Raw genomic sequence first — 23,443 nt, forward strand, 5'->3', positions numbered from 1 at the left:
TGATCACTTCCCGTGCGTGGGGCCGTGGTTGGTGTTCCAACCGGCGACCAGGGCGCCTACCTGTGCGTCTCCCTTGGCCGAGGCGGAGGCGCCGCAGTGGCAGACGGCGGAGGCCGTGGCGGGCTCGGACGGGGACGGCTTGCTGACGTGCAGGCCGGGCGCGTCGTTCGTGGGGGTCAGGTTCGCCATGGCGGTCACCGGCCGAGCCGGACGAGGAGCGAGGGGATGGTGCGGCCGAGGCCCCGGCAGGTCGGGCAGTTGACGCGGACGGTCGTCCGGGTGCCGTCGGAGGTACGGGAGCCGGTGGTGATCGTGGCGGTGGCGAAGCCGTCGCAGTCGCGGCAGACGGGCGGGGTCGAGGCGCTCTGGGGCATGATGAGTTGTCCCTTTCGGGTCCGTTGGATCTGGGAGGGGTCCAGGCGCCCGGGGCGGCGGAAGTTTGGCGACCGAGGCCGCCCCGGGGGCCGCTCAGCGTGTGTTGCGCCTGCCGTGGCCCTTGGCCGCGTACATCTCTGCGTCAGCAGCGGACCGACGCGGAGACCGGCACGACGTGTCCGTTGTGCGTGACCGGGGTGTCCAGTGCGGACCAGAGGTCGAAGAGGTTGGCGGCGCCGAAGTTGGTGATGGCGGCGGCGAATTCGTCTCCGCCGAGGCGGGCGGCGATGCCGTGGTGTCCGCACCAGTTGCTCAGCCGTTGTGCCGTGGTGGTGAGGACGGCGTCGCCGGCGGCGTGGCCGTGGGTGTCGTTGATGGCCTTGAAGTTGTCCAGGTCGAGCAGGAGCACGAGCGCACACGGGTGCTTGGCGATAAGGCGTTCGGCGCGGGCGGTCCAACCGGCCCGGGTGTGCAGGCCGGTCAGCGGGTCGCGGCGGGCGGTGGCCAGGCGGCGCAGGAGCAGCCCACCGTGGAGAGCCCAGCCCAGGGCCGGTAAGCCCGCAGCGACGATGTGGGTGTCCATGCTGGTCACAGCCCCCTCTGGAGGTCCTTGACGAGCAGGCGCAGGACCACGGCGACAACGGCGAGGGAGACGCCGGTGATGGCGACCGCCAGCAGCATCGAAACGAGGACAGCACCGACGACCAGGACCACGGCGCCACCGGCCGCCGCAAGAGCGACCGTGCTGCCGGGGGTGAGCTGGACCGGGAGACGTCCCGGGGCGGCCGGGGTGGTCGGGGCGTGGTTGGCGGCGGCCGGCGTCGAGGGCTCGTGGCGGGACTCGATGACGGACGTGTGCGGGGTGACGATGCCGGTCGGGGACGGGTTCACCGGGATACGCGGTCGGAGCATGGCAGGTTCTCCTACTTGGTGATCGGGTCGATGAGCGGGGCGATGAAGCTGTCGGCGAGGAGGTAGCCGCCGAGGAGGATCACCGCGACGAGCCACAGCGGCGGGCGGATGAGCTTGTAGCCGAGGACTCCGACGACGATCAGGGCGAGCCAGAGCGGGACGTCCATGACGCGGATCTCCTTCGCGGTCAGCGCGGGTTGCAGCGGTGGGTACGGGCGGCGAGTTCGGCGGCGGCGCGGGTGCTGTAGTCGGCGGAGAAGTCGCAGCCGGGGGCCGTGCAGACGGCGGTGTGCTTGACGCGACCCCGGCCGTCGCTGTGGCTGCCGACGTGCACCGGGCCGAAGCGGATGACGTTGTAGAAGCGGTTCGGACGCATGGAGCCTGCGTCTCCTCTCAGATCAGGCGAGGGCGAGGGTGATCGAGTCCGCCAGTGCCTCGGAGACTCCGAGGCGGCTCCGAAGGGTCGCGGCGTCCATCGCGGTGCCGGTCTGGGCGCGATGGGCGTCCGCGATCTTCCGCGCGTGGTCGAGCAGCGCGGGCGGAACGGGCGGAACGGGCGCGGTGGGTACCGGGGGAGCAAGGGCGGGCGGTGCTGCCGGGGGCTCGGGTTCGGCTGGCGGCAGTTCGGGCGCCGGTTCGGGAGCGCGCTCCACAGTGAGATCGGCGAGGGCTTCGCGCTCTTGCGTCGCCATGGGTTCGGGGTCCTGCGACGGGTCGGGAGCCGGGGCCGGGCCGTGGGCGAGGAGCGTGCCGCCGAGGAACGCGAGCGCAGGCCATCCGGCGACGAGGATGCGCAGCCAGGCCGGGACGTCGTGCAGGTCGAGCAGTCCGGCGGTGGCGACGTTGGCGCCGAGCGAGGCGACCAGGGCGATGGCGAACCACAGCCACGCGTCACGGTTCTCCGCGTCCGTTCGCATCCGGCGCCATGCCGCGACGAGCAGCAGATCGACGCTGACGGGGTAGGCCCAGGCCTTCCAGCCGTCCTGCCCTGCCGCCGCAGCGAGGTCGTGCATGTGGGCGAAGGACAGGGCACCGGCGATGACGGCCTGGACGAGAACGGCGTCCAGGCGCAGGCGGGCAGTCACGTCACCGACCGGTCGAACGGGCGGAGAACACCGAGCATCAGCTCCGTCTCCTTCTCGGAGATGTCCCGCCAGGGGCAGTTGCCGATCTCGTGATCGGAGCCGGTCTTCTCTCCGTTGTCGTCGCCGCAAAGCGTGCAGAACATCGGTTCTCCCGAGTCTGGGCATGGGTGGGGTAGGGACCTGGCGCGAGACGGTCGCGCTGACCGAGGGGAGAGAGTTGTCAGTCCGTCGCCGGGATCGGCTTCGGAAGCCAGGCGGGTCCCGCAGCTGCGGATTCGGTGCGGATCACCGGCCGATAGGCAGCGAGCGCGGGAAGGTCCGGAGTCAGATGCGCGAACTGGGAGCAGACCCAGTCGGTCAGTCTCGTTGACGCGCCACCCGAGGCGGCTGCCGCACACGGCCTACCAGCAGGCGCGCAGGTCTACGCACGTGCACGGCTGGTGAAGGAGGGCGACCAGCCGACGCACACGCTGACCAGCTACTACCGGCCCGAGCATGTCGAAGGGACCCGGCTGGTGGATCCGACGCCCGGTCCGGCCGGCCGCGGCGGTGGATTCCGCGTTCTGTACGACGCCGGATACGAGATCGACCACATGAAGGAGCGGATCTTCGCCCGCACGCCCACTGCCGACGAAGTGAGGCTCTTGCAGCTTCCGCAGGGCGAACCGGTGGTCGAGCTGCACCGGACGACCTACACGGCCGACGGCACCGTGATCGAATTCGCCCTCGGGGTGCACGCTGCTTCGCGCTTTGCCTGGGAATACGACTTCCAGGTACCGGACTCGGCGAACGACAGGGAAGGCCAGGAGTGATCTCGACCCAGGACTGGGCAGACACCCGACTCATCTGGGACTACCACCAGATGGGCCACGCTCCGCAGCCGTGCTCGGTCGCAATCGGGCTCGGCAGCCACGACTTGGGGGTGGCCGACGCAGCGGTCGACCTCTACAGGCGCGGTATGGCTCCCCTGCTCGTATTCACCGGAGCCACCAGCCCGACCACGCGCGAACGAATGCCCCGCGGTGAGGCCGTCCACTACCGCGAGCGGGCCTTGGAGCTTGGGGTGCCCAGCTCAACCGTGCTCGTGGAACCGCGGGCTCGGAACACGGGCGAGAACATCCGCTTCTGCCGAGAACTCCTTCAAGAGGCCGGCGTCGACGTGTCCTCTGTGCTGCTGATCAGCAAGCCGTACGAGGAGCGGCGTGCCTACGCCACGGCGCGGAAGCTCTGGCCCGGAGTGGAGATCGTCAGCGCTTCCAGCCCGATGACGCTCGACGAATACGTCGACTCCATCGGCGACGCCCGCTTGGTCATCGACATGCTGGTCGGCGCGTTACAGCGACTGCTGGTCTACCCGGAACAGGGCTTCATGATCAGCCAGCAGGTCCCGGACGACGTGACCGAGGCCTACGACCGACTGCGCCGGCAGGGCTTCACGAGTCGCCTCCTGCCGGATGAGCCGGGTCAGGCGCGGAGCCAGACGCGTCGGTGACGAGCGACGCCATGCACGTGCTCCACCTGCGCCGGAGTGAGCTTCCCGGCGAGCGGGCCCAGAGCCGCCACCTCCCGCTCCTGGTAGATGCGGACGGTGTACTGCGTCGCTGCCCGGTTCAGGGACGTGATGCCAACGAAGACCAGGACCGGTTCGACAGGCACCTCGAAGTCGCAGTACCGCCCCAGCACCCTCCGTACGAAGTCCGCCTCAGCCTGGCTTGCCGCAGCGTACGGCCGTGGCTTCCCGCCGTTGACTTTGGCCATCGAGTCACCGACCCAGACCGAGGCGCCCTGGTGGTTCTTGGTGTTGATGCTGAACACGCCGCCAGGCCCGATCAGCAGGTGGTCGATGTCGCCGCCGTTGCTCTTCTCAATGCCGTGAAGCACCCGCCAGCCGAGTGGGGACAGGCGTTCCAGCTCGCGTCCCACCCGGCGCTCACCTTCCAGGCCCGCGTACCAGCTGTCCCACTCCGAGGACTGTCGCAGTAACTTCGCCTTCAGCCGTTGAACCGTCGGCGGACCTCGCTCAGCGAGCAAGCTGACAACGCGGGAGCCGGGCCGGTTCTTGGCCAGGTCCTCACTGGGGCTGAGAGGTGGCAGAGGAGCCGGCCGTTCAGATCGGTGCTTCGGGGTTGCGTGCCCGGGGCTCCCTGACTGCCGAGAGGCAGCGTCGGGACGAGGTGCCCGCCCCGGCGAAGGAGGCGAGCTGACGGTAAGCCCCTCACCAAGGTGACGTCGAAGAGGATCCATAGCCTCGTCCTGGTACTTCCGAAGCTTGATCGTCACGGTCTTGATCGCTCGATCCGCCCAGGCAACCGCCGTTCCATCCGGCAGGTTCACATAGAGCCGATCCTTGCCATGCCTCTTCCACGAATGGACCGTCAGATCGCCCACCAGCCGCCCCCCTGCGTGCCGTCGCCACACATATGCCAACAGCTGGTGGCCAGATCAGCAAGACCGCCGGAGACAGAGCGAGCTGTTACAGGTTTCTCTACCTCATCAAGCACCCGGCTGCGCTCCGCTCCGCCGGGCGGGCTTCCCGGCTCCGCTCCGCGCGACGCTCCTGCCTTCGGCCCGCTCCGCGCGCGCTGCGCCGACGCGCCCCTGTAGGCGGGTAGGCCCGAGGGCATGAGTCGAGCCCTACGGGCCGGCGGTGTCATCGCTCAAGGACATGCCGCCGGCGGGGGCGCTCCGACTCCGGGATGGACGGGGCGCCGTACGCGGGTGCCGGCGCGTCGGGGCGAGCGTGGGGGCTCCCATCCCGTCTGCCGTCGACCCAGACAAGCCGAGCAGACACGGGCCCTGGCGTCCAGGTCGTTCGTACAGTGGCGCGCTCCACCTGGACGCCAGGGCCCGCGCCCGCTCCACATACGTGTGGGTCGACGGCAGACGGGATGGGAGCCGGGGCAGTCGTGGGTACAAGTGGTCGTCAGGTGCCGCGTGGCACCTCCCAACCAAAGCCGCGCCACGGCCTAGATGCGCTTGGTGCCCGTCCGGCCGAGCAGGGCTCGCCATCATGGTCCACCAGCCATAGCGTCAGCGTATGTCCGACAGCGGAATGGAAGGCCTCTTTGGGTGCTGCCTGGTTCCAGTTGCCTTGGTGCTGCTCTTCTTCGTGATCAGCCTGATCATCTTGATTGTCCAGTGGATCAGCACCGGACAGTGGTCCTGGGAGTTCTGACCTATGAGGCGACGAATCAGAGCGTGGCCGTGCCCTTTCCGTGCCCGTTCGGTGGGGGAACGGCGGGGAACAGCGGTCGCTGGCGGACAACACTCATACGAACGACCCCTGACCGTTCTGGCTGGTCAGGGGCCGTTCATCTGCGGTGGGTGTGGGATTTTAACCCACGGTGACTCGCGCCACGACGGTTTTCAAGAGGGTCGTTCTTGCGTCGGCCGCAAGCCCCCGACCTTTGCCACAGCCAGCGCGGGTTCCGGGGTGACGGATCCCGAGAGACACCTGTGAGACAAGAACAGGCTCCGGACCCCGCGGCGAGGCGGTGCACTACCGCGAACGGGCCCTGGAACTAGGGGTCCCGCCGGAGAACGTGCTGGTTGAGCCTCACGCTCCGAACACGGGCGAGAACATCCAACTCACTCGCGCCCTACTCGAAGAGGCCGGCCACCACGTCGAGTCGGTGCTGTTGGTCAGCAAGCCATACGAGGAACGCAGGGCGTACACCACCGCCCGCAAACTGTGGCCTGAAGTCAAGGGTAGTGAGCACGTCATCACCGATGACCTTGTCGAGTACGTCGACTCGATCCGTGATCCGCGCCCTGGTCATCGACATGCTCGTCGGCGCTCTACAGCGGCTACTGCTCTACCCCGCCCAGGGCCTCATGGTGCATCCGCCCGTGCCGCACCAGTTTCTGATGGCGTACCAGCGCCTATGCGACCAGGGTTTCACTAGCCGGCTCATCCGCGCGTCGGCGGGACAGCTGGCAGAGCGCAGCCATATTCCCCCCACTCCAGCCCGGGCAGGACACCGGCCAAATCCTCTCCCCCGAACCTTTAACCCTCACAGGATGTGGGACTTCTGGCTATTCAGCCTCTTGGCTCAGCTCCAGCGAGCCGCACCCAGGGAGGGAGTTGTCCCAACCTGGCCGGAATGCGGTGATTGAACGAGCAAGCTCCTAAGGATGCGTTGGTCGTTCTCGTTCAGGCAGGCCTGGAACCTGTCAAAGTCAGCTCGCCGGACCCGCGCGGCGAAGGCAACGAGGTTGACGTAGCGCTTCACCAGATGCGGACGGTCCTGCGACAGTTCGGCAAAACGGGGAAGAGGATTCCTGCCTACTCGACTGGCCTGATCTAGAATGCCTGAAGGTGACATTTCAGGAGCCATTTCCTTGCCGACGGTGAGTCGCGCTATTACGCCGAGTGAGGCGTCCAGACTTCCGGCACACAGGTATCCGATCTGGTCACGCGTGTACATCGAGGCGCGATAGTAGGGCAGGATCCATGGGTTGATGAAAGCCGTCCACTTCATGGCCTCCAGAACCGTCAGAGGAAGGGCCAGCTGACCGTGCCGAGCCTTGAGCGCGCCGATGTAGCCTCCCAGGAGGAAGCGCAGGGGTTCAGGCCCCTCCTGCTGGAGGTCGGCAGCGAATCCCCCCTCGATAAGGAGTACGCGGGTCCCCAGCACGCTGGTCATCGTCATCTTGCCCTCGACATCGTCGGCCACATAGACGTCGACGGGGCGACTATAGTCCAGTTTTCGCTGAAGACCGGCGAATTCAGCATGGATTACCGGAAAACTCTCCGGCGTCACCTTGATCGCCCGCCCGAGAAGACGGGCCCTCCTGAGGCGGTGACTAAACCAAATGACACCGACAAGAAGGAGAATTAGGAAGAGGAACCCCAGGATGGCTCCGAGTTGCGCCGACGCCGCAATAATAATGGCCAGGAGAACAATGAAATAGATCACCAGACAGCATATGGCGAGCGTCAGCCTTGAGCGTTCATGGGGGTATACCACGGCTCGGGACCGGAGGTTGGGGTCGCGATCCGGCATATTAGGGAACGTCATGTCGCCTCCCCTCTCACCCCTCCATCTTCCTCCTCGCGAGCCCATCCCGCCCGTCGCCGGGTGAGCACGTCGGGATCCCTTCCTCAGTCAACTCGCCGACTACAGCCGCCTCACGGGTAGGAGGCCATCTCCCTAGGGAGGCTCTGCACCTACCAAGCTCTGGGAAGGGCGGCGTGCGGAATCAACCCGGTGCCATCAGGCATGAGGAAGATATACGTGGCCAACTCGTAGCCGTCGACACCGCCAAGATCCAATCAGCGCCCCAACGCTCCAGAGCGGGGAGAGACGTGCCGCCTGTGCGTGGCCTATTCGTGGACGGCGGGGTCGCGCCGAAGCTCTCGCCACAGCCTGACCAGCAACAGTACGCAGGACGCACGGGGCCTCCGGAGCCGTGTGCGCAGGTTCGAATCCTGCCGGGGGCACTTCGCAAGGAGTGCTAGAGAAGCCTCTGACCTGCAGGAATGCAAGTCAGAGGCTTTCTTGTTCATGCCAAAAGACACACGGCCTGTGTGACCGTTGCACTTTCCAGCACCTTGCCCCTCACACGTCCCTGTCCTGTGCTTTCGCCTCGACACGTCGACGGGATCGGGCGTGCCCGACCGCGTGAAACCGGCTCGCGCGGGAGATACGTGGGACGCAAAAGGCCTACGCGGACCGCTTGATTCTCCATGGGAATCATGACGGCCCCTCAGTTGTACTCGTCCAGAAGCGCGTCGATGCGTTTGTCCGCGAGGGCCTGGCGCCCATAAAGGCACTTCGCATACCGGGTCATGAGGACCTCCACGCTGTTCCCAGCCCGTTCGGCGACTTCGGTGGGATCGACGCCGGCGTTCAGCCAGGTGGACAGGGCCGAGTGCCGCAGGTCGTAGGGGCGGGCGGCGAGGGGGATGCCACCAGGCCCGGCGAAAGCGCGAGTTCGCGGGCCTCGTGCCAGGCACGGTCGTAGGTGGTGGATCCCACGATGCCGCCCTTCTCGTTGAAGAACAGCCGACCGTCGTCCGGTGCCGAAGGTGTCGACACTCTCCCGCCACAGGCTGACGAGTTCGTGCGGGAGTGGCACCGTACGCGTGCCTCCCGGCGGGCGACTCTTCAGACCGCGCAGGTCGTGATTCCGTCCGCTGTCGGTCCACTTCTTGCCGACGGAGGGGCGGGTGGCATGAAAGATCACGCTGCCCCACCCCTCCGTCGGCAGTTCGCAGTCCGGCAACGTAACCGCCACGGCTTCGACCGGCCGCAGCCCCCCGTAGTACATCCCGGCGAAGAGGCCGACCAGCCTCCGCCCCCGCGCCCGCCCGTAACCACCGACGTAGGAGACCGCACAGAGCAGGTTCCGCGCCTGCACGGGATTGACGACCACCCGGGGATCGACCTGCTGAACGGTTTCGGTGATGCGCCAGCTGATGTTGGCCAGTGGATCGGCGCGGAGCTGACCTAGCTCGATCGCGTACCGCACCGCGTTCACGAGCGTCATCCGTTTGCGCCGCTGCGTCTCGGCAGCCGCGACCGTGGGCCTGGAGCACACCGTGCATCATGGCTGGGTCCAGCAGGTCATCCAGGGGGTGCGAAGCCCGAGCGACCCAGCCCAGGGCAAGCCGCACCTCTGTGGGCGCCGTGCGTACATCGGGACCGGGCACCACGAACGCCCAGTTTCGCAACGCCCGCCGCAACAACTCGTCATCCGGCCGGCCTCGCGTCCTTCGGAGCATGGCCTCGGTGATCGAGCACAGAGCATCGTTGGTCTCGCTCCGGGTCTTCGCCGCGACCTGCACCCAACGCGCCTCCAGATAGTCGAGCGAGAAGGCGTACCAGCTGATGAGGGCCGGAACGCGCCCCTTCCTCGCCCGGGACATGCTCAAGATCGGCTATACCGAGCAGCTTGCAGAAGACCGGGCGAGAGCCCTCTCGGACACGTCGGTTCCCTACCCGTTCGAGGTGCTCTTCAGGGTCACGACCGCCCGGGCCCCCGAGGTCGAGCGCGCAGTGCACCGCTTCCTGGCGGGTCACAGGGTCTCCGCCAACCGGGAGTTCTTCCGCGTCTCCCTGGATGCTGCCAAGAGAGCGATCCATCATTGCCAGCAAGTCGTGACCGGCATTCGCACGTGGGGGTCGCTGCCCGCCGTCCACCGGCTGCGGGCCGGCGATCGTGTTGCCCTACCCCTCCAGGCCGGCCAGGTCTTCGCACTCACAGCCCGGCCTGACTTCTTCAGCGATTCCGCCGACGTACTCGACCTCTGGCAGGCACATTCGGACGACGACCTACTGGAGATCCACGCAACGCACGATCCCGGCCACGTGGCGGGGCTCAGTGACAACGACCCGGGCGGAGAAACGGATCCGGTACCGTTCCTCGACCGCGAGGGGACCGCCCACAACCGCCTACTCATGGGTCGAGAGCGCCTGGTCGCTGGAGACAGCCTGGTCTGGCTGTCGGATCGGGAGGGGCCGAACAACTGTCGGAGTGTCGTATTCGAAGCTGACGGCTTCTGCCAGGTGACGTACCGAACTTCGTCACCGCAATTCCATTCATCAGGAATGGGCCGGGTACGCGACACACCCTCAGCCTCCTGAGTACTGGCTGCCCCAGCTGGGCCACCGGACGCGGCGAGCCCCCTGAACGGCCATGGTCAGCACTGATCGCACCCGTCCCCACCCCTGTCGCCCCGGTGCCTTGTGCACCAGACGTGGGCACCGAAGGCGACGTCTGACGCGCGCCTCCTAGCCGGCCGCGGTGAGGGTGGCGGCCAGTAGGCGGGCGCTCGCAGGGGCGCCGCGACCCGGTTCACCGTGTGCAGCGTGAGCGTGGTCCAGAGTGGGCGTGAGGCTCAGGGCGCGGTCGGTGGGGGCGCGGTCCAGGAGGGTGGTGCCCGTTTCGGCTTCCTGGGTGGGGGCGTAGCCGGCCGTGCGGAGGGCTGACAGCGTCTCCTCCGGCGGGGCCGTGGAGATCAGGACCGTGGGGGCGATCCGGCGCAGGCGGAGTCTGGTCAGGGCTCGGGACTGGGCCACCTCGGCGATCAGGGCGGTGTCGTCCGAGCGGATGCAGCAGGCGGAGCGGACGACCTTGAGTTGTCCGTGGGTGCGGGCGGTGTCCTTGATCGTGTAGGCCAGTGGTTGGGGGAGGGGGGTGTCGCGCTCGCTTGCCGCCGTGAGGCGGTCGAGTAGTTCGTCCGCGCTCCAGCCGGCGTCCAGGGCCCGGCGGATGGAGGTTGCCGTGATGCGCCAGACCACCGCGTGGCCCTCGGACTCGATGTCGCCGACCGCGGAGAGCAGGTCAGCTAGGGCGGGCGCGGGCGCGCCGGTGACGGTGGCGGTCAGGTCGCTCTGGAACCGGGCCTTGTCGCTGGGCTCGGGCAGCGCTGCGTACAGCTCCTCGCGGAGGGTGGTCACCGCCTTCGCCAGGGTGGGGCGGAGGGATAGGTCTTCACCCAGGCCCTCCGAGCCGCGGGCGGACGGGTCGGTGCCCGCGCCGGGCACTGCCGGGTAGTGGTGGGCGGCTCCCGCCTCCAGTAGTCGACACAAGGCCCGCCCGGCGGGGGTGAGCGCGCCGTGGGCGACCACGCCGAGCAGGGCTGCCTCTGTCAGGGTGGCCGCCATGCGGTCGAGGACTCCGTCCAGGCCGGTCAGCTCCCCCGTGGCGTCTGCGGCCAGGTGAGCGCGCAGGGCGGGCTGGAACCATGCGGCCAGGGAGAGCAGTTCGGTGTATCCCCGCGCGTTCCCGGTCAGCCCGTGTCCGTCGGGGAGGACGGCGAGCGCTCGCAGGACCCCGGTGCGGAGGGTCACGGCGTCCTCGTCCTGCGGGCTGATGAGCGCGACCGGGGTCTCGTCGGGGTCCGGCCAGTGACTGAGTACTGCGGGGACCACGGCCCAGGCTGCCAGCAGCGGCAGCAGTTTGCCCGCGGGCGGAGCGGCGGCCCAGGCGTCGTAGCGGTCGCTGGGCAGCAGCCGGGCGGAGGGCTTGGGGGCCTTGGGGTTCCGGCGGCCGCGGGAAGCGGGGGCCGGTTCGTCGTCCCGGGGCGCGGCCAGTCCGGCGTTCACCGCGAGGTCCAGCCACAGCCGGGTGTCGGCCTCATCGGCCCCGGCCGCCTTGGCCAGCCGCCGGGTGTCCCGTACGGCGATCCCGCCCGCCTTGCGGATCGCGACCGGCTGGGCGGCCAGCGCCCGCAGGACCAGTTCGGCCCGCCAGGCGGCCGCCGCGGCGGCCGTGCCACCCTCGCCCTCCCAGCCGGACGGCAGCGGCGCGGCGGCGGTGAACGGCTCCGGTTCCAGCCGGGGGCTGGGCGCCGCGCCCTCATCGCGGAGCGCACGGGCGACCTCGTACGGAAGTTCCACCAGGTCGAGGCCGGAGGGGATCAGTAGTCCGCGCCCGGCCAGCCAGTCGGTGCCCTCGTCACCGCTGCCGCCCTCCCGGAAGACGTACTTGGCGTCCGGGCCCGCGGACTGCGACCCGTACCGGCCGACGAAGCAGTGGGTCCGCAGCAGCGGCGGGCCGGGTACCAGGTGGTCCAGCAGCTCCAGCGCCCGGACCGGGGCGTCCGCCACCAGTGCCCGCACCCGGGCGGGATCGGCGAGCAGAGCGGTGATCAGCTCCTGGGCCTGGTCGCGGGTACGGGCCGCGCCCTCGCCGAAGAGGTTCGCGGCGATCCGCTTGACCTCGGGGGCGTTGTAGGCGCTGGTCAGCAGCCGGTCGGCCGTACGCCCGTATCCGTCGAACCCGGCGGCGCGGACGTGCAGCAGTGGTGGGAGCGCCAGTCGGCCCTTGGGCGCGGGGAGCAGCAGCGCGCGCTCCCGCAGTCGGGTGAGTGTGTGTTCCGCCCGCTGCCGCTTCTCCCCCGGCTCGAACCAGGACAGTACGTCCCGCTCAGGCACCAATCGGTCCGCGGGTTCCACCGGGGGAACGGGCTTCCGCTGTTGCCAGGGATACCGGGGCCCGTCCTCGACCTCACCACCGGCTACGGGGCCGTGCCGCTCCAGGGCAAGGGCGGCGATGGAAGCGAGCAATTCCAGTTCTCCGGCGGTGCCCGCCATCAGGCCCTGGCCCACCGACTCGTCGGTGAGCAGGTGTGCGGCGAGCTCGCGGAGGGTGGTGATCCGTTGGTACCCGGCGGCGAGCGGCAGATCCCGCTCCTCCAGCAACGCAGTCAGCCGCTGAGGATCCAGGGTCCCCAGCCATTTCACAAGGGCGGTACGCGCATTCACCCGGCCAGGCTAGCGCCGTCCGGTCACCCCGCGGGGGTGAACCGGACCCGTCACCTCGCCGCCGCGCAGACGGGCTTCGACGTCCGGAAGGTTCTGAGAACGCAGTCGATGTCTCCCGCCACTGGGCGCCCGAGGCAGGTACATCACCATGACCACCCTGGCGGTTTCCCTGGCTACCGCCAGGCACGGACAAGGTCCTCCGGACCCCAATGCGCCGCAAGAGGGAGATCGTCCTCGACACCGCAACGGGACACCGCAACCAGCGCCGTGTCCGGCTCGGCACCGGGCACGGCGAGCATGTCCCGTACCAGGGCGTCGTACTCACGACGGCCGAACGGCTGCGACTCCAGCCACTTCACCGAGCCGATGAAGTGAACCTGCCCTGCCACGGGTTCGCGGTCGGCTCCGATCAGGTCGATCTCCGGGTTGTTCTGCCGGTTCCACCATCCCCCGACCGCCTCCGTCTGCGGCCACATCTCGTCGGGCAGCAGCCGCAGCAGCGACTCCCGGACGACCGGCTCGACGGCCCGGCCCCGCCATGTCGTCCACGACCGCTCGATGCGCTCCAGCGCCAGATCACCACGGCCACGCTCGATGAGGGGGATCCCGCGCTGCAGGAAAGCCAGCCAGAACCGGAGATACGGATCGGCGATCCGATAGCGCTTGTTCTTGCTGTCCGCCTTGACCGAGAGCGGCAGGTCAGCGGCCAGGACCCGCTTGGCCAGCAGCGTGTTCAGCAGCGGAGACAGCGTGCCCGAGGGCAGCGCGCCGGCACCACCGGCTTGTGCGGCAATGGTGGAGAAGGTCCGCTCGCCGCTGCCGACCGCTTCCAGGATCGCGCGTGAGTGGGACGCCTCGGGAAACTCCCCCAGCAGCGACAGTTCGCCCGCCACCAACAGCGGCGCAAGCGGGTTGGACACAGCCTCGCGCAGGAAGTCTCGGCGGCCCATCCCCGGCCGCCAGGACTGAACGATCTCCGGGAACCCTCCGGTGATCAGCAGCGCGTCCACCGCTTCCGCCGCGTCAAGGCCGGTCATCGCCTGCACATCGGCCAGATGCAGCGGCTGTACGGTCATCTTGGCCGCCCGGCCGAAGAAGGGACGGCCATAGGACTGCAGCGCCTCCATCACCGACATGTCACTGCCGACCAGGATCAACAGGACGGGCTTGGCGGACAGGTGCCGGTCCCAGACCGTCTGCAGCGCCCCCTCGAACTCCCCGTCCTGCTCCACCAGCCACGGCACCTCATCCAGCACCGCAATACTCGGGGCATCGTCCGGAACCGCGACCGCCAGGGAACGCAGTGCCTGGTTCCAGTCGGCGGCCTGCAACCCGGCCACCAGCTCAGCCCCGGGCAGAGCGGAATGCGCCAGCGTTGCGGCGAAGTCCGCCCGCTCGGTCACCGCGTTGCGTCCCCGGGTCGCCTGGAAGACCACGTACGGAAGCCCGGAACGGTCGCAGAACTCCTGGACCAGGCGAGACTTCCCCACCCGGCGCCGGCCCGTCACGATCACAGCCTGACCACGCGTGGCGCCCGTACCGCCGACCACCAGACCCAGCTGCCGAGCCAGCTGATCCAGATCAGCGGACCTGCCCTTGAACTCCATCGGCGCCTCATCCCCCAGGCTTCATGAAACATAGATTCGATCTTACGTAGATTGAATCTTACTTAGATGCTAGCTCGCTTCTGGCGGTCCCGTCGGCAACCTCGCCGAGGCGGCGGGGAAGGATCCGCGCGCCGGCGCCTCAGCCACCACAGCCCACACCATGCACATTCTGTAACATTAAGTACATTTCCGAGTCGTGGGACATGCGTGGGACGACAGGCCTGACGACCCATCAGCTATCCATCCGGCCTGGGCAAACGCCTCGGCAACGCTGAGACGGGGTCTTCGCGTATGTGCGGCCAAGTGTCCTGTGGTTCGCGGGGGTTGGCCGCGTCAGGTGGTGCCTGGTCGGCCGTCGGGCTCGGTGGGGAGCTGTCGGGGCTTCGGGACGGTGCGGGGCTTCGCTCCGGACTTCGTCCCGCACAACCGCGGTCGTCCTGGCGGGGATCAGGCCGTGGTCCCCTGTCGGTAGATCCGGAACGCATGGGCCTGCTCGTACTTGCGTACCTGGCCGAGTTGGATGGGGTGCAGGTCGTGCGGGCGGCCCAGTTCCCTGAGGAGGTCGGCGAAATAGGGGACGGGTGCGTGCCCGGCTCCGATCACCAGCGAGGACAGCATCACCCCGGTCGTGCGGGCGGCGCGGTCCACCGCCGCCAGGACGGCGAGCCGGTCCCTCTCGGTGAACTCCTTGGGGTGTCTCCCGACGGCATCCGCCAGGGTGTGCCAGCCCACGCAGACTTGGCGACGGGCCGCGTCGACCAGCGTCCGCCGTATCGTTTTCACCAGTGCCGCCTGGTCCGCGCCGAGCTTCGACGAGGCCTCGGCAGCGCCCTTGCCGATCACATGCCCGGCAGCGAGGTAGGCGGCGTCCCGGCCCGCTCTCCACGCGGCGAAAACGGTGGGAGTGGCCGCGGTCGGCTTCCAGCCCAGCTCGGCCAGGACGTCCTCGAAGAAGGGTGCCGGCCCCGCCTTCTGGCCCTGCGTCTTCACCAGCGCGGAAAGCAGGGGGGCGCCTGCTCGGTGGGGCCTGTCCACGGCTGCGAGGAGTCGTACCCGGGCCGCCGGCGGGACGGAGCTCTTGTCCAGGCCCTGCTGCCTGAGCAAGGTGTCCCATTTGATGACGCCCCGGCCCTTGGCCACTTGACGGAGCGCCTGACGGAGCCTGGTGGCCAGATCCCCCTCGTCCGTCTCGGTTTTCACCGGCGCGACGAGCAGCGGCCGCTCGGCCCGAACCAGCGAGTACGCGGTCTTCCTCTGGCGCTCCCAGATCTCCGCGACCCGCGCACGGGGCAGGTCGGCCTTCCAGCCGAGCCCGGCCAGTACCTCGGCGAAGAACGGAGCGGGTCCCGACTCCTGGTGCGCCGCTTTGACCAGCGAGGAGAGCACGGGCTTCCCGTCCCTGCGCGGACGGTCCAGCATGGCGAAGAGTTCGACCCGCTGGACGGTCGAGAAGTCCGCCGGTTCGTGTCCTGCGGAACGGACGAGGTCCTCCCAGTCAACGAGCCCTTGTCGGTGCGCGGCGTCCGTCAGGCGGGTGCGGAAATGCCCGACCAGTCGTTCCCTGTCCCCCACCGCGGGTGGCCTCGGCGGTGCGGGAGGCCTGAGTTCCGGCCAGCGCGGGTCCGCGGAACTCTGGAGCGGGACCACGCTCTCGGCGCGTATGACCCACCGGCCCGTGGGCTCGTCTGCGAGGGGAAGGAGGCAGGGGGCTCCGTCGAGCAGGTGCACCAGATGGGTCGGCGGGGCGGGGACATGGGTCGGCAACGCGATCCGGGCCCGGATCGCGGCTGATCCCAGGGGCTGCGCGTCCACGTCGTAGTGGCGTCTGCCATCCCCGGCGGAGGTCGGAACCTCGACAGCGCCGGTGAACGCGATGGCTCCCGGCGCCAGTGGAAACGTCACCGGCGACGGTACCGGCCCCTGCTCCGGCGCCACGGTGGGCGGGTCGGCCGGACGGCTGGTGACGATCCCGCGGTCCGTCAGGCGGCATTCGGCAAGCGGCACGAATACGACCGCGCGCCCGCCGGACTGCGTTCCGACGTAGACCTCACGGGTACCGCGCTCGGTGCGGCACGAGAAACGGACGGCGTGCCCGGACACCTCGACCTCGTTGTGGGCGAGGCCGCTGTCGGGACCGTACGCCCAGTGGACTCCGTCGGCGTGCGTCCTTCCCAACCGGTCGCGTGCGTCCCTCCACGTCCGGGAGGGCAGCCGATCCATCTGCACGCGAAGGAGCCGGGCCCCCGAGGCGAACCGGAGCTCGACCGCGCCACCGGGACCGGAACCGAGATCGGGATACGAGACGGCGACTCCGCGATGGCCTTGTCGGCGCAGCCATCGTTGGAGGGCCTGCCCGATGTAGAGGTGGTCGGCGCTCGACTCACCGTTCGCCGTGCGACGGCAGTGGACGGGCGGGCGATGCGCGAAGTGGCACTTCTTGTCCGTGTACCTCTTCGCCGTCAGCTTCTTCCCGCACCCTCCAAGGAGCGTTCCGCAGTAGAAGTCCTCGCGGGTACGGCCCCGCATGAACGTGTCGAAGTCCGCCGGGTCATAGGGAAGGAACACCGGGGAGTCGGAGCCGGCCCTGCCGACGACGGCCGTCTGGACCTTCCGGGTGTCATCCTCGTCGAACGGCATGTGGCGGGACTCCGGGCTTGCGGGGGATCTGGCCTTCTGCGGTGCGTCGCGGGCGAGTTGGGTGTCGGACCGGGGCGCCGCGGTCAGGATACGGCCACCTCACCGGGGCATCGATCCCGTGGTTCCGGTGGTCCGTACGAGGGGGGTGGGGTGGGGTCTGTGGGATTGGGGGGTGGGTGGGGGTGGGGGGCGTGCGTAGGGTGGTCGGTGAGGCCGCATTGTGCCGTTGACCAGGCGCTTTGCGGGGAGACAGCGCGTACAGGATGGGGCGACGAGGATGCGTGAGCTGGCGGAGACCGCGCGGCAGTGGCTGGCCGAGGGGCGGGTGGCGTTTCTGGCGCGGCCCGTGACCGAGCAGGGGTTCGGGCCCCGGGATCCTGCCGGGGCGGTGCTCGTGGACGCGGGCGGGGAGTGTGTCGGGGCCCTGTACCGCGGGGTCTTCGACGCCGAGCTGGTCGCCGAGGCCGGGGCCGTGGGGGCGGGTGACGGGGCGCGGGTGTGCGAGGTGTCCGTGGGGCGGGCCGAGGCCGAGGAGGCCCGGCTGACGTGCGGCGGGCAGGCCGAGGTGCTGCTCCAGCCGCTGGCCGCGGTGCCCGCCGAGTGGTGGGAACTGCTCGGCAGCGGGGCCGGGGTGGCGCTGGTGACCCGGCTGAGCGAGACGGCCGACCGGGCGGTGAGCGAGGTGGTCCGGGCCGGTGAGCCGGCCGCCGACGACGCCGCGCGGCGGGCCGGTGAGCTGCTCGGGACCCGGCGGCCCGGGCGGGACGCGCTGTACGGGGGGTCCGGGCTGGTGCTCGTGGAGGCGTACCCGTCCGCGCCGTACGTGGTGATCGGCGGCGGCGGTGAGCTGGCAGCGGTGATCGGGCGGCAGGCGGAGCTGCTGGGGTGGGAGGCGGTGACGGTGGACACCGCCGTCGCGGCGGAGAAGGCGCTGCACGCGCACCGGGACGCCGCCTGCCTGGTGCTGCTGAGCCACGAGCCGGACTTCGACGTGCCGACGCTGCGGACGGCGCTCGCGCTGGGGATCCCGTACGTGGGGGCGCTCGGTTCGCGGCGGACCACCGCGCGGCGCCGCGAGGGGCTGGTCGGGGCGGGGGTCCCGGACGCGGAACTGGCCCGGGTGCACGGCCCGATCGGCCTCGACCTCGGTGCCAAGACCCCGGCGGAGACGGCGCTGGCCATCTGCGCCGAGATCCTCGGGGTGCTGGGCGGCAAGGAGGGCAACGGCCTGCGGGACTCCGACGGCCCCTTGAGGTGACGGGGCGGCCGCCCGCGGGCAGGGATGCGGGCGGCCATGTCGTCGTGTGCCGGGCGGGTGGGGGACGGGGGCGCGGGGAGGGTGTGCGGCTGGCTGCCGGGGGCCGGGGCCGGGCCGCTGCGGCCGGCGCCGGGGCACGGGATGCGCGTATCAGGTGAAAGTGCGCGAAACTTGGTCGTATGAACGAGACCCTGACCTACATCGCGTTGGACAGGACACTGACCAACATCGCGTGGTTCCTGGTCGTCGGGCTGGCCGTGGTCGGCGTTCTGCTCGGCGGCTTCGCGCTGGGCCGGCGGGTCCGGGACCACGAGCCCCCGCCTCCCAGCGCCGAGAGCCAGCCCCACCTGCCGGACGGCGGTGCCGTGTACGAGGTGAGCGAGGAGCGGGAGTACGTCGAGTTCCCCGAGAGCGGCCTGCGCCCGCACGAGATGCAGGGCTACGGAAACTTCGGGTCCAGGACCCACAGCCACCAGGAGGAGGCCCGGGCCGAGCGGGAGTCCGGGTACGAGCACCCCAACCCGCGGCCCAAGGAGCCCCCGACCGTGCCCCCGCTGGGCGGGGTGAAGCCCGTCTGAGCACCTGGACCGGCTGGAAGGACGACCTCTGGCTCGCGCGTCCCGCGCGGGTCAGAGGTCCGTCCGCAGCCGTAGTACCTCCGGCGGCGGGTGCCGGGCGGAGCTGTGCCGGACCTCGGCGGCCAGCGGCGGGTCGAGGAGCCGGAACGGGACCTCGCCGAAGCCGATCGCCGTGACCGTGCCGGTGCCGGTGCCACCTCCGGTACCGGAGGCTCGTGTCACCGCCGCCGCCAGTTCCGTACGCAGTCCCGCCGACAGCGGGCTCGACACGAGCGGGGCCTCGTCCTCCGCCCCCGCCAGCACCAGGACGAGCGCCAGCGGGCGGCGCGGGGAGCCGGTGTAGCCGATCACCGCCGCGTCGCGGACGTCCGTGTGGCGGAGCTTGCGCCAGGCGCGCCGCCCGGCGGGGTAGGCCTGGTCCAGCCGTTTCACCACCAGGCCCTCGATGCCGCTGGCGGGCAGGGTCTCGTACCAGGTCTCGGCCAGCTCCGGATCGGTCGTCATCGGTACCGGCTGCAGCGGCGGGCCGAGCGGGAGCAGCAGGTCGACGAGGAGGGCCCGGCGGCGTTCGTAGGGGCGCCCGCGGACGTCCACCCCGGCCAGTTCCAGCACGTCGAAGGCCGCGTACGAGGCGGGCAGGCTCTGCGCGAGCACCGCCGCCCGCGCCGCCGTGGCCGCCGCCGCCCGCCGCTGGACCAGGGCGAAGTCGGTGCGGCCGGCGTGCCAGACGACCACCTCCCCGTCCAGCACGGTCCCGGCGGGCAGCCGCCGGGCCGCCGCCGCCAGGTCGGGGAAGGCGGCGGTCACGATGCGGCCGGAGCGGGCCTGGAGCACCACGTCGGAGGCCGTGCGCAGGACGACCAGGCGGTGCCCGTCGAACTTCGGCTCGTACGCCAGACCCACTCCGCGCGGCAGGCTCCGTACGGCCGCGGCGAGGGCCACCCGGACCGGACCGGCTCCCCCGGTCACGGCAGCCTCCCGGCCCGGCCGGGATCGGTGAGCGGGCCGAACAGATCGCCGTCGCGGGCCAGCCGGGGCGGGATGTCATCGGCGAGGAACACCAGGTCGGAGGCGGTACGACAGCCCGCGACCTCCTCCCAGGAGACGGGGGCGGAGACGGTCGGCAGCTCCCGGGCGCGCAGGGTGTAGGGGGCGGCGGTGGTCTTGGCGGCGGCGTTCTGGCTGTGGTCGACGAAGACCTTGCCGGGGCGCAGCGCCTTCGCCATCCGGTGCACGACCAGCTCGGGAAGGGCGCGCTCGGCCTCCTGGGCGAGCGCCTTCGCGTACGCCGACACCCGCTCGGACGGGGTCGGCTCCAGGGCGACGGCCAGGTGCAGGCCCTTGGAGCCGGAGGTCTTGGCGTAGGCCTCCAGGCCGTCGGCGGCGAGGCGCTCGCGCAGCCACAGCGCGGCGGCGCAGCACTCGACGGCGGTGGCGGGCGGGCCGGGGTCGAGGTCGAGGACGAGCCGGTCGGCGACGGCGGGGCTGTCGGCCCGCCACTGGGGGGTGTGGAACTCGACGACCAGGTTGGCGGCCCACATCAGGGCCGGCATGTCGGAGATGATCACCTGCTGCGCGCGGGCTTCCTCGGAGCGGGGGACGGGCGTGGTCCTCACCCAGGCGGGGGTACCGGGCGGCGGGTTCTTGGTGAAGAACAGCTGGCCGTCGGGGCCGTCCGGATAGCGCAGGAAGGAGACCGGGCGGTCGTGGACGTGCGCGAGGAGGGCGGCCGCGACGGTGGCGTAGTAGTGCAGCACCTCGCCCTTGGTGAAGCCTGTCCGGGGATAGAGGACCTTGTCCAGGTTGCTGAGCGCGATGCGACGCCCCTCCACCATGGTGATCGGCGTCATACGATGAGATTGCCACGAATCAGGAGGAACCGTGCGATCCATTTGGAACGGGGCGATCTCCTTCGGCTTGGTCAGCATCCCGATCAAGCTCGTGAACGCCACCGAGAGCCACTCGATCTCCTTCCGCCAGATCCACCTGCCCGACGGCGGGCGGGTCCGCTACCGCAAGGTGTGCGAGCTGGACGGCGAGGAGGTGCCGGGCGACGAGATCGGCAAGGGGTACGAGGAGGCGGACGGGTCGATCATCCCGATCACGGACGAGGACCTGGCCCAGCTGCCGATCGCCACCGCGAAGACGATCGAGATCGTGTCCTTCGTACCCGCCGACGAGATCGATCCGCTCCAGATGGACGCCGCGTACTACCTCGCGGCGAACGGGGCCACGGCGGCCAAGCCGTACACGCTGCTCCGGGAGGCGCTCAAGCGGAGCCGGAAGGTCGCCATCGCCAAGTACGCGCTGCGGGGGCGGGAGCGGCTGGGCATGCTGCGGGTCGTCGACGACGTCATCGCCATGCACGGGCTGCTGTGGCCGGACGAGATCCGGGCGCCGGAAGGGGTGGCGCCGGAGGTGACGGTGTCCGTACGGGAGGCCGAACTCGACCTGGCGGACGCGCTGATGGCGACCCTCGGGGAGGTGGAGATGGCCTCGCTGCACGACGACTACCGCGAAGCGGTCGAAGCGATGATCGCGGCGAAGGCGGGTGGGGCGTACGAGCCGGCGGAGGCGGTCGTGGAACCCGCCGGCGGGCAGGTGATCGACCTGATGGCGGCGCTGGAGAGCAGTGTGCGGGCGGCCAGGGCTTCGCGGGGCGGGGGGGCGGGGGGTGAGGCGGAGGTTACGCCGATCCGGAGGAAGGCGGGTGCGGGTGCGGCTGCCGCTGCGCCGAAGGCGGTGGGTGGGAAGAAGTCGACTGCGGCCGCGGGGGGCGCCAAGAAGCGGGCTACGAAGTCGACTTCGGCGTCGGGGGCGGGAACGCGAGCGGGAGCGGGGGGTGCGTCCGCGAAGGCTGCCGGCGGGAAGTCGGCTGCCGCCAAGTCCACTTCGGCCGCTGCGAAGAAGGGTGCCTCGGCGGCGAAGAAGGCTGCGCCGCGCAAGCGGAGTTCGGCCTGAGGGGTGGGGTGGGGGCGGGGTGCCTGCGGCGCTGGTCCCCGCCCCGCCCTTCCTCCGTTCCCGCCTCAGACGCCGGCGCGGCTGAAAGGACCTGGGGCTCCGCCCCGGACCCCGCGCCTCAAACGCCGGCGGGGCTGGATGTGGCTGTCGTCGGCGCGGCTGAAAGGACCTGGGGCTCCGCCCCGGACCCCGCGCCTCAAACGCCGGCGGGGCTGGATGTGGCCGGCGTCAGGTCCATGTGGGGAGGGTGCGGGCCTGGGTGAAGAGGGCTTCTATGTCCGGGGGTTTGAGGGTGGAGGGTGTGGTGCGGAGGGTGGTGGTCGTCGGGGGGTGGAGGACGAGTATGTCGCGGACCGTCGGGGCCACTTCCACCCGGGAGGCGTCGTCCAGTGCCAGGACCGGGGTGACGGGGGTGGACAGGACCCGGGCGGCGTAGGCGGCCGCGCGGCGGATCCAGCGGGGGTCCGGGCGGGGTTCGGCGCGGCCCACCGTGAGCAGCAGATCGCCGATGCGGGCGCGCTGGCGGCGGCCCGGGACGGTGCGTACGGCGAACACGCCCGGCGGGCCGATCAGCAGGTGGTCGAGGAGGCCGAGCCCCGGGATCGGGACGTCGTGCAGGGTCCGCCAGTCGGCCGCCTCCAGGGCGTCCAGCTCGGCGCCCACCCGCTGCCGCGCCTGGAGGTCCAGGCGCAGCCGGTGGCGGGCCCTGCTGCCCGGTGACCCGTACGCGAGCTCGCCGAGCAGCCCCTCGCCGGGGCGGTTCGGGGCCAGGTCCTGGTCGGGCGGCAGGACGAGGCGGCGCAGGTCGGCGGCGGTGGGGACGGGGGGCGGGCCGATGGTCCAGTCGCCGGTCAGGTACGGGCGCAGGACCCCCAGTACCGCTTCGCGCTGGTCGTCCGACAGGACGCTGATCCGGTTGGCCTGCCGGTCGTACCAGGCGACCGCCTGGCCGTCGGGCCGGTTGACGTACAGCCGGCCCCGGCCGGGCCGTCCGCTCGGAAGCACCTTGAGTCCGCGCATCGGCCTCACCCCCGCCGTCCATGGGAGCAGGCGGCGCCTGCGGGGGCAATCCCCCGGTTGTGTAACGACTTCGTCGGGTCGCTGCCGCCTTGCTGTTACAAGACCACCGCTGTACCGCAACGGCCGCCGCCTACCTTGGTGCCCGTCCGGATCCGCCGGACGCCGACCAGGTCGGTGTTTTTGCAAAGGAATCCCGTGGACACCGTCAGCCGCCGCACTCTCGTTCGCGCCACCGCCGTGACCGCCTGCGCCGCCGGTCTGCTGGCGCTGCCCGCCGCCTCCGCGCTCGCCGACGGGGTGCCGGCCGCCTCCGGGACGCAGCGGACGCTGGTCAAGAGCGTCTCCCTGGCCGACGGCCGGTCGACCGCGAAGGTGTACCGGCTCGCGAAGGACGCCTACCAGGCGGACATCCTGCGCTCCGGCGCCACGGTGGCCACGCTGACCAGCCGTGACGGTTTCACCGGCTTCGGCAGCACCGGCGAGCTGCACACCGCGCTGCTGCCGGACGGCCGGCTGTCCTCGTGGGTGGGCGACACCCTGCCCGGAGACGGTTCGGGTTCGCACGTGGTGGCCGGTGACGGTCACAAGACGGGCACCCGTGGCGGCGGGCAGGTCGTGCCCGCCGCGGACAAGGGTCCGGCGGGGACCGCCGAGACGCTGCGGCTGAGCACCCTGGCCGACGGGCCCGGTGACGGGATGCTGCTGCTCGCCGCGGGGGGCGGCATCGCGGCCGTCGGGGCCGCGGGGCTGGGCTTCGCGATGCTGCGGCGCGGGCGTACGGACGGCTGACCGCGGG

General features: G+C 70.6%; 25 protein-coding genes and 1 pseudogene. 9 read left to right on the forward strand and 17 right to left on the reverse strand.

Annotated elements, in window-relative coordinates:
• Positions 1 to 3: 3 nt before the first annotated feature.
• From OOK31_RS10765 to OOK31_RS10800, 8 genes are all read right to left on the reverse strand, one after another.
• Positions 4 to 189 carry a hypothetical protein gene (locus OOK31_RS10765; RefSeq protein ID WP_267012207.1) on the reverse strand — a complete coding sequence of 62 codons (186 nt, stop codon included), beginning with the start codon at positions 187 to 189 and terminating at the stop codon, positions 4 to 6.
• Positions 190 to 194: 5 nt separating this feature from the next.
• Positions 195 to 374: a hypothetical protein gene (locus tag OOK31_RS10770; RefSeq protein WP_267012208.1), complete on the reverse strand. Its 180-nt coding sequence runs from the start codon at positions 372 to 374 to the stop codon at positions 195 to 197.
• A 143-nt stretch (positions 375 to 517) separates the two neighbouring features.
• Positions 518 to 958 carry a GGDEF domain-containing protein gene (locus OOK31_RS10775; protein ID WP_267012844.1) on the reverse strand — a complete coding sequence of 147 codons (441 nt, stop codon included), beginning with the start codon at positions 956 to 958 and terminating at the stop codon, positions 518 to 520.
• A 5-nt stretch (positions 959 to 963) separates the two neighbouring features.
• Positions 964 to 1,287, reverse strand: a complete 324-nt coding sequence (locus tag OOK31_RS10780) for a SpdD-like protein (protein ID WP_267012209.1) — start codon at positions 1,285 to 1,287, stop codon at positions 964 to 966.
• An 11-nt stretch (positions 1,288 to 1,298) separates the two neighbouring features.
• Positions 1,299 to 1,454 carry a hypothetical protein gene (locus tag OOK31_RS10785; protein WP_267012210.1) on the reverse strand — a complete coding sequence of 52 codons (156 nt, stop codon included), beginning with the start codon at positions 1,452 to 1,454 and terminating at the stop codon, positions 1,299 to 1,301.
• A gap of 20 nt (positions 1,455 to 1,474) precedes the next feature.
• The gene (locus tag OOK31_RS10790) at positions 1,475 to 1,663 is read right to left on the reverse strand and encodes a mobile element transfer protein (protein ID WP_267012211.1); all 189 of its coding nucleotides are present in this window, start codon (positions 1,661 to 1,663) and stop codon (positions 1,475 to 1,477) included.
• A gap of 22 nt (positions 1,664 to 1,685) precedes the next feature.
• A complete protein-coding gene (locus OOK31_RS10795; RefSeq protein ID WP_267012212.1) occupies positions 1,686 to 2,372 on the reverse strand; it encodes a DUF2637 domain-containing protein in 687 nt (228 codons plus the stop codon).
• Positions 2,369 to 2,515, reverse strand: coding sequence for a hypothetical protein (locus tag OOK31_RS10800; protein WP_267012213.1), 147 nt, complete (start codon positions 2,513 to 2,515; stop codon positions 2,369 to 2,371). The genes OOK31_RS10795 and OOK31_RS10800 overlap by 4 nt, the downstream gene beginning before the upstream one ends.
• Positions 2,516 to 2,713: 198 nt before the next feature.
• Here OOK31_RS10800 and OOK31_RS10805 point away from each other — a divergent pair.
• Together OOK31_RS10805 and OOK31_RS10810 are read left to right on the forward strand one after the other, a co-directional pair.
• A pseudogene (locus tag OOK31_RS10805) lies at positions 2,714 to 3,184 on the forward strand (UTRA domain-containing protein); the annotation flags it as partial.
• A complete protein-coding gene (locus tag OOK31_RS10810; RefSeq protein WP_267012214.1) occupies positions 3,181 to 3,864 on the forward strand; it encodes a YdcF family protein in 684 nt (227 codons plus the stop codon). The pseudogene OOK31_RS10805 and the gene OOK31_RS10810, both read left to right, overlap by 4 nt.
• Here OOK31_RS10810 and OOK31_RS10815 read toward each other — a convergent pair.
• Positions 3,837 to 4,616, reverse strand: coding sequence for a nuclease-related domain-containing protein (locus OOK31_RS10815; protein WP_267012845.1), 780 nt, complete (start codon positions 4,614 to 4,616; stop codon positions 3,837 to 3,839). The genes OOK31_RS10810 and OOK31_RS10815 overlap by 28 nt on opposite strands.
• Positions 4,617 to 5,409: 793 nt before the next feature.
• Between OOK31_RS10815 and OOK31_RS10820 the strand changes: the two genes are divergently transcribed.
• The gene (locus tag OOK31_RS10820) at positions 5,410 to 5,547 is read left to right on the forward strand and encodes a hypothetical protein (protein WP_267012215.1); all 138 of its coding nucleotides are present in this window, start codon (positions 5,410 to 5,412) and stop codon (positions 5,545 to 5,547) included.
• A 319-nt stretch (positions 5,548 to 5,866) separates the two neighbouring features.
• Entirely contained in the window at positions 5,867 to 6,277 is a 411-nt protein-coding gene (locus tag OOK31_RS10825; RefSeq protein WP_323188202.1) for a YdcF family protein, read from the forward strand.
• Between the two features lie 147 nt (positions 6,278 to 6,424).
• Here OOK31_RS10825 and OOK31_RS10830 read toward each other — a convergent pair whose 3' ends face one another.
• Together OOK31_RS10830 and OOK31_RS10835 are read right to left on the reverse strand one after the other, a co-directional pair.
• Positions 6,425 to 7,291 (reverse strand): hypothetical protein, encoded by an 867-nt coding sequence (locus OOK31_RS10830; RefSeq protein WP_267012216.1) that lies wholly within the window; start codon positions 7,289 to 7,291, stop codon positions 6,425 to 6,427.
• Positions 7,292 to 8,081: 790 nt separating this feature from the next.
• Entirely contained in the window at positions 8,082 to 8,864 is a 783-nt protein-coding gene (locus tag OOK31_RS10835; protein ID WP_267012217.1) for a site-specific integrase, read from the reverse strand.
• 377 nt (positions 8,865 to 9,241) lie between these two features.
• Between OOK31_RS10835 and OOK31_RS10840 the strand changes: the two genes are divergently transcribed.
• Positions 9,242 to 9,961, forward strand: a complete 720-nt coding sequence (locus OOK31_RS10840) for a GIY-YIG nuclease family protein (RefSeq protein ID WP_267012218.1) — start codon at positions 9,242 to 9,244, stop codon at positions 9,959 to 9,961.
• 147 nt (positions 9,962 to 10,108) lie between these two features.
• Here OOK31_RS10840 and OOK31_RS10845 read toward each other — a convergent pair whose 3' ends face one another.
• The 3 genes from OOK31_RS10845 to OOK31_RS10855 all read right to left on the reverse strand — a co-directional run bounded on the left by OOK31_RS10845 (position 10,109) and on the right by OOK31_RS10855 (position 16,830).
• Positions 10,109 to 12,586: a helicase-associated domain-containing protein gene (locus OOK31_RS10845; protein ID WP_267012219.1), complete on the reverse strand. Its 2,478-nt coding sequence runs from the start codon at positions 12,584 to 12,586 to the stop codon at positions 10,109 to 10,111.
• Positions 12,587 to 12,759: 173 nt separating this feature from the next.
• On the reverse strand, positions 12,760 to 14,193 hold the full coding sequence (locus tag OOK31_RS10850; RefSeq protein ID WP_267012220.1) for a DUF234 domain-containing protein: 1,434 nt from the start codon (positions 14,191 to 14,193) through the stop codon (positions 12,760 to 12,762).
• A 447-nt stretch (positions 14,194 to 14,640) separates the two neighbouring features.
• Positions 14,641 to 16,830 (reverse strand): competence protein CoiA family protein, encoded by a 2,190-nt coding sequence (locus OOK31_RS10855; RefSeq protein WP_267012221.1) that lies wholly within the window; start codon positions 16,828 to 16,830, stop codon positions 14,641 to 14,643.
• A gap of 277 nt (positions 16,831 to 17,107) precedes the next feature.
• Between OOK31_RS10855 and OOK31_RS10860 the strand changes: the two genes are divergently transcribed.
• On the forward strand, positions 17,108 to 18,088 hold the full coding sequence (locus tag OOK31_RS10860) for an XdhC family protein (protein WP_267012223.1): 981 nt from the start codon (positions 17,108 to 17,110) through the stop codon (positions 18,086 to 18,088).
• Between the two features lie 179 nt (positions 18,089 to 18,267).
• Complete coding sequence (locus OOK31_RS10865) at positions 18,268 to 18,666, forward strand: DUF6479 family protein (RefSeq protein ID WP_267012224.1); 399 nt, start codon at positions 18,268 to 18,270, stop codon at positions 18,664 to 18,666.
• A gap of 51 nt (positions 18,667 to 18,717) precedes the next feature.
• Here OOK31_RS10865 and OOK31_RS10870 read toward each other — a convergent pair whose 3' ends face one another.
• Together OOK31_RS10870 and ligD are read right to left on the reverse strand one after the other, a co-directional pair.
• Complete coding sequence (locus OOK31_RS10870) at positions 18,718 to 19,635, reverse strand: ATP-dependent DNA ligase (RefSeq protein ID WP_267012225.1); 918 nt, start codon at positions 19,633 to 19,635, stop codon at positions 18,718 to 18,720.
• Positions 19,632 to 20,516, reverse strand: coding sequence for a non-homologous end-joining DNA ligase (gene ligD, locus OOK31_RS10875; protein ID WP_267012226.1), 885 nt, complete (start codon positions 20,514 to 20,516; stop codon positions 19,632 to 19,634). The genes OOK31_RS10870 and ligD overlap by 4 nt, the downstream gene beginning before the upstream one ends.
• 31 nt (positions 20,517 to 20,547) lie before the next feature.
• Between ligD and OOK31_RS10880 the strand changes: the two genes are divergently transcribed.
• Positions 20,548 to 21,627, forward strand: coding sequence for a Ku protein (locus OOK31_RS10880; RefSeq protein WP_267012227.1), 1,080 nt, complete (start codon positions 20,548 to 20,550; stop codon positions 21,625 to 21,627).
• 228 nt (positions 21,628 to 21,855) lie between these two features.
• On the opposite strand, the gene OOK31_RS10885 is transcribed toward OOK31_RS10880, so the two are convergent.
• Entirely contained in the window at positions 21,856 to 22,647 is a 792-nt protein-coding gene (locus tag OOK31_RS10885) for a nuclease-related domain-containing protein (protein ID WP_267012228.1), read from the reverse strand.
• Between the two features lie 195 nt (positions 22,648 to 22,842).
• Here OOK31_RS10885 and OOK31_RS10890 point away from each other — a divergent pair, with 195 nt between their 5' ends.
• Positions 22,843 to 23,436, forward strand: coding sequence for a hypothetical protein (locus OOK31_RS10890; protein WP_267012229.1), 594 nt, complete (start codon positions 22,843 to 22,845; stop codon positions 23,434 to 23,436).
• The last annotated feature ends 7 nt before the right edge of the window (positions 23,437 to 23,443 follow it).

This window comes from Streptomyces sp. NBC_00249 (assembly GCF_026342355.1).
Classification (GTDB): domain Bacteria; phylum Actinomycetota; class Actinomycetes; order Streptomycetales; family Streptomycetaceae; genus Streptomyces.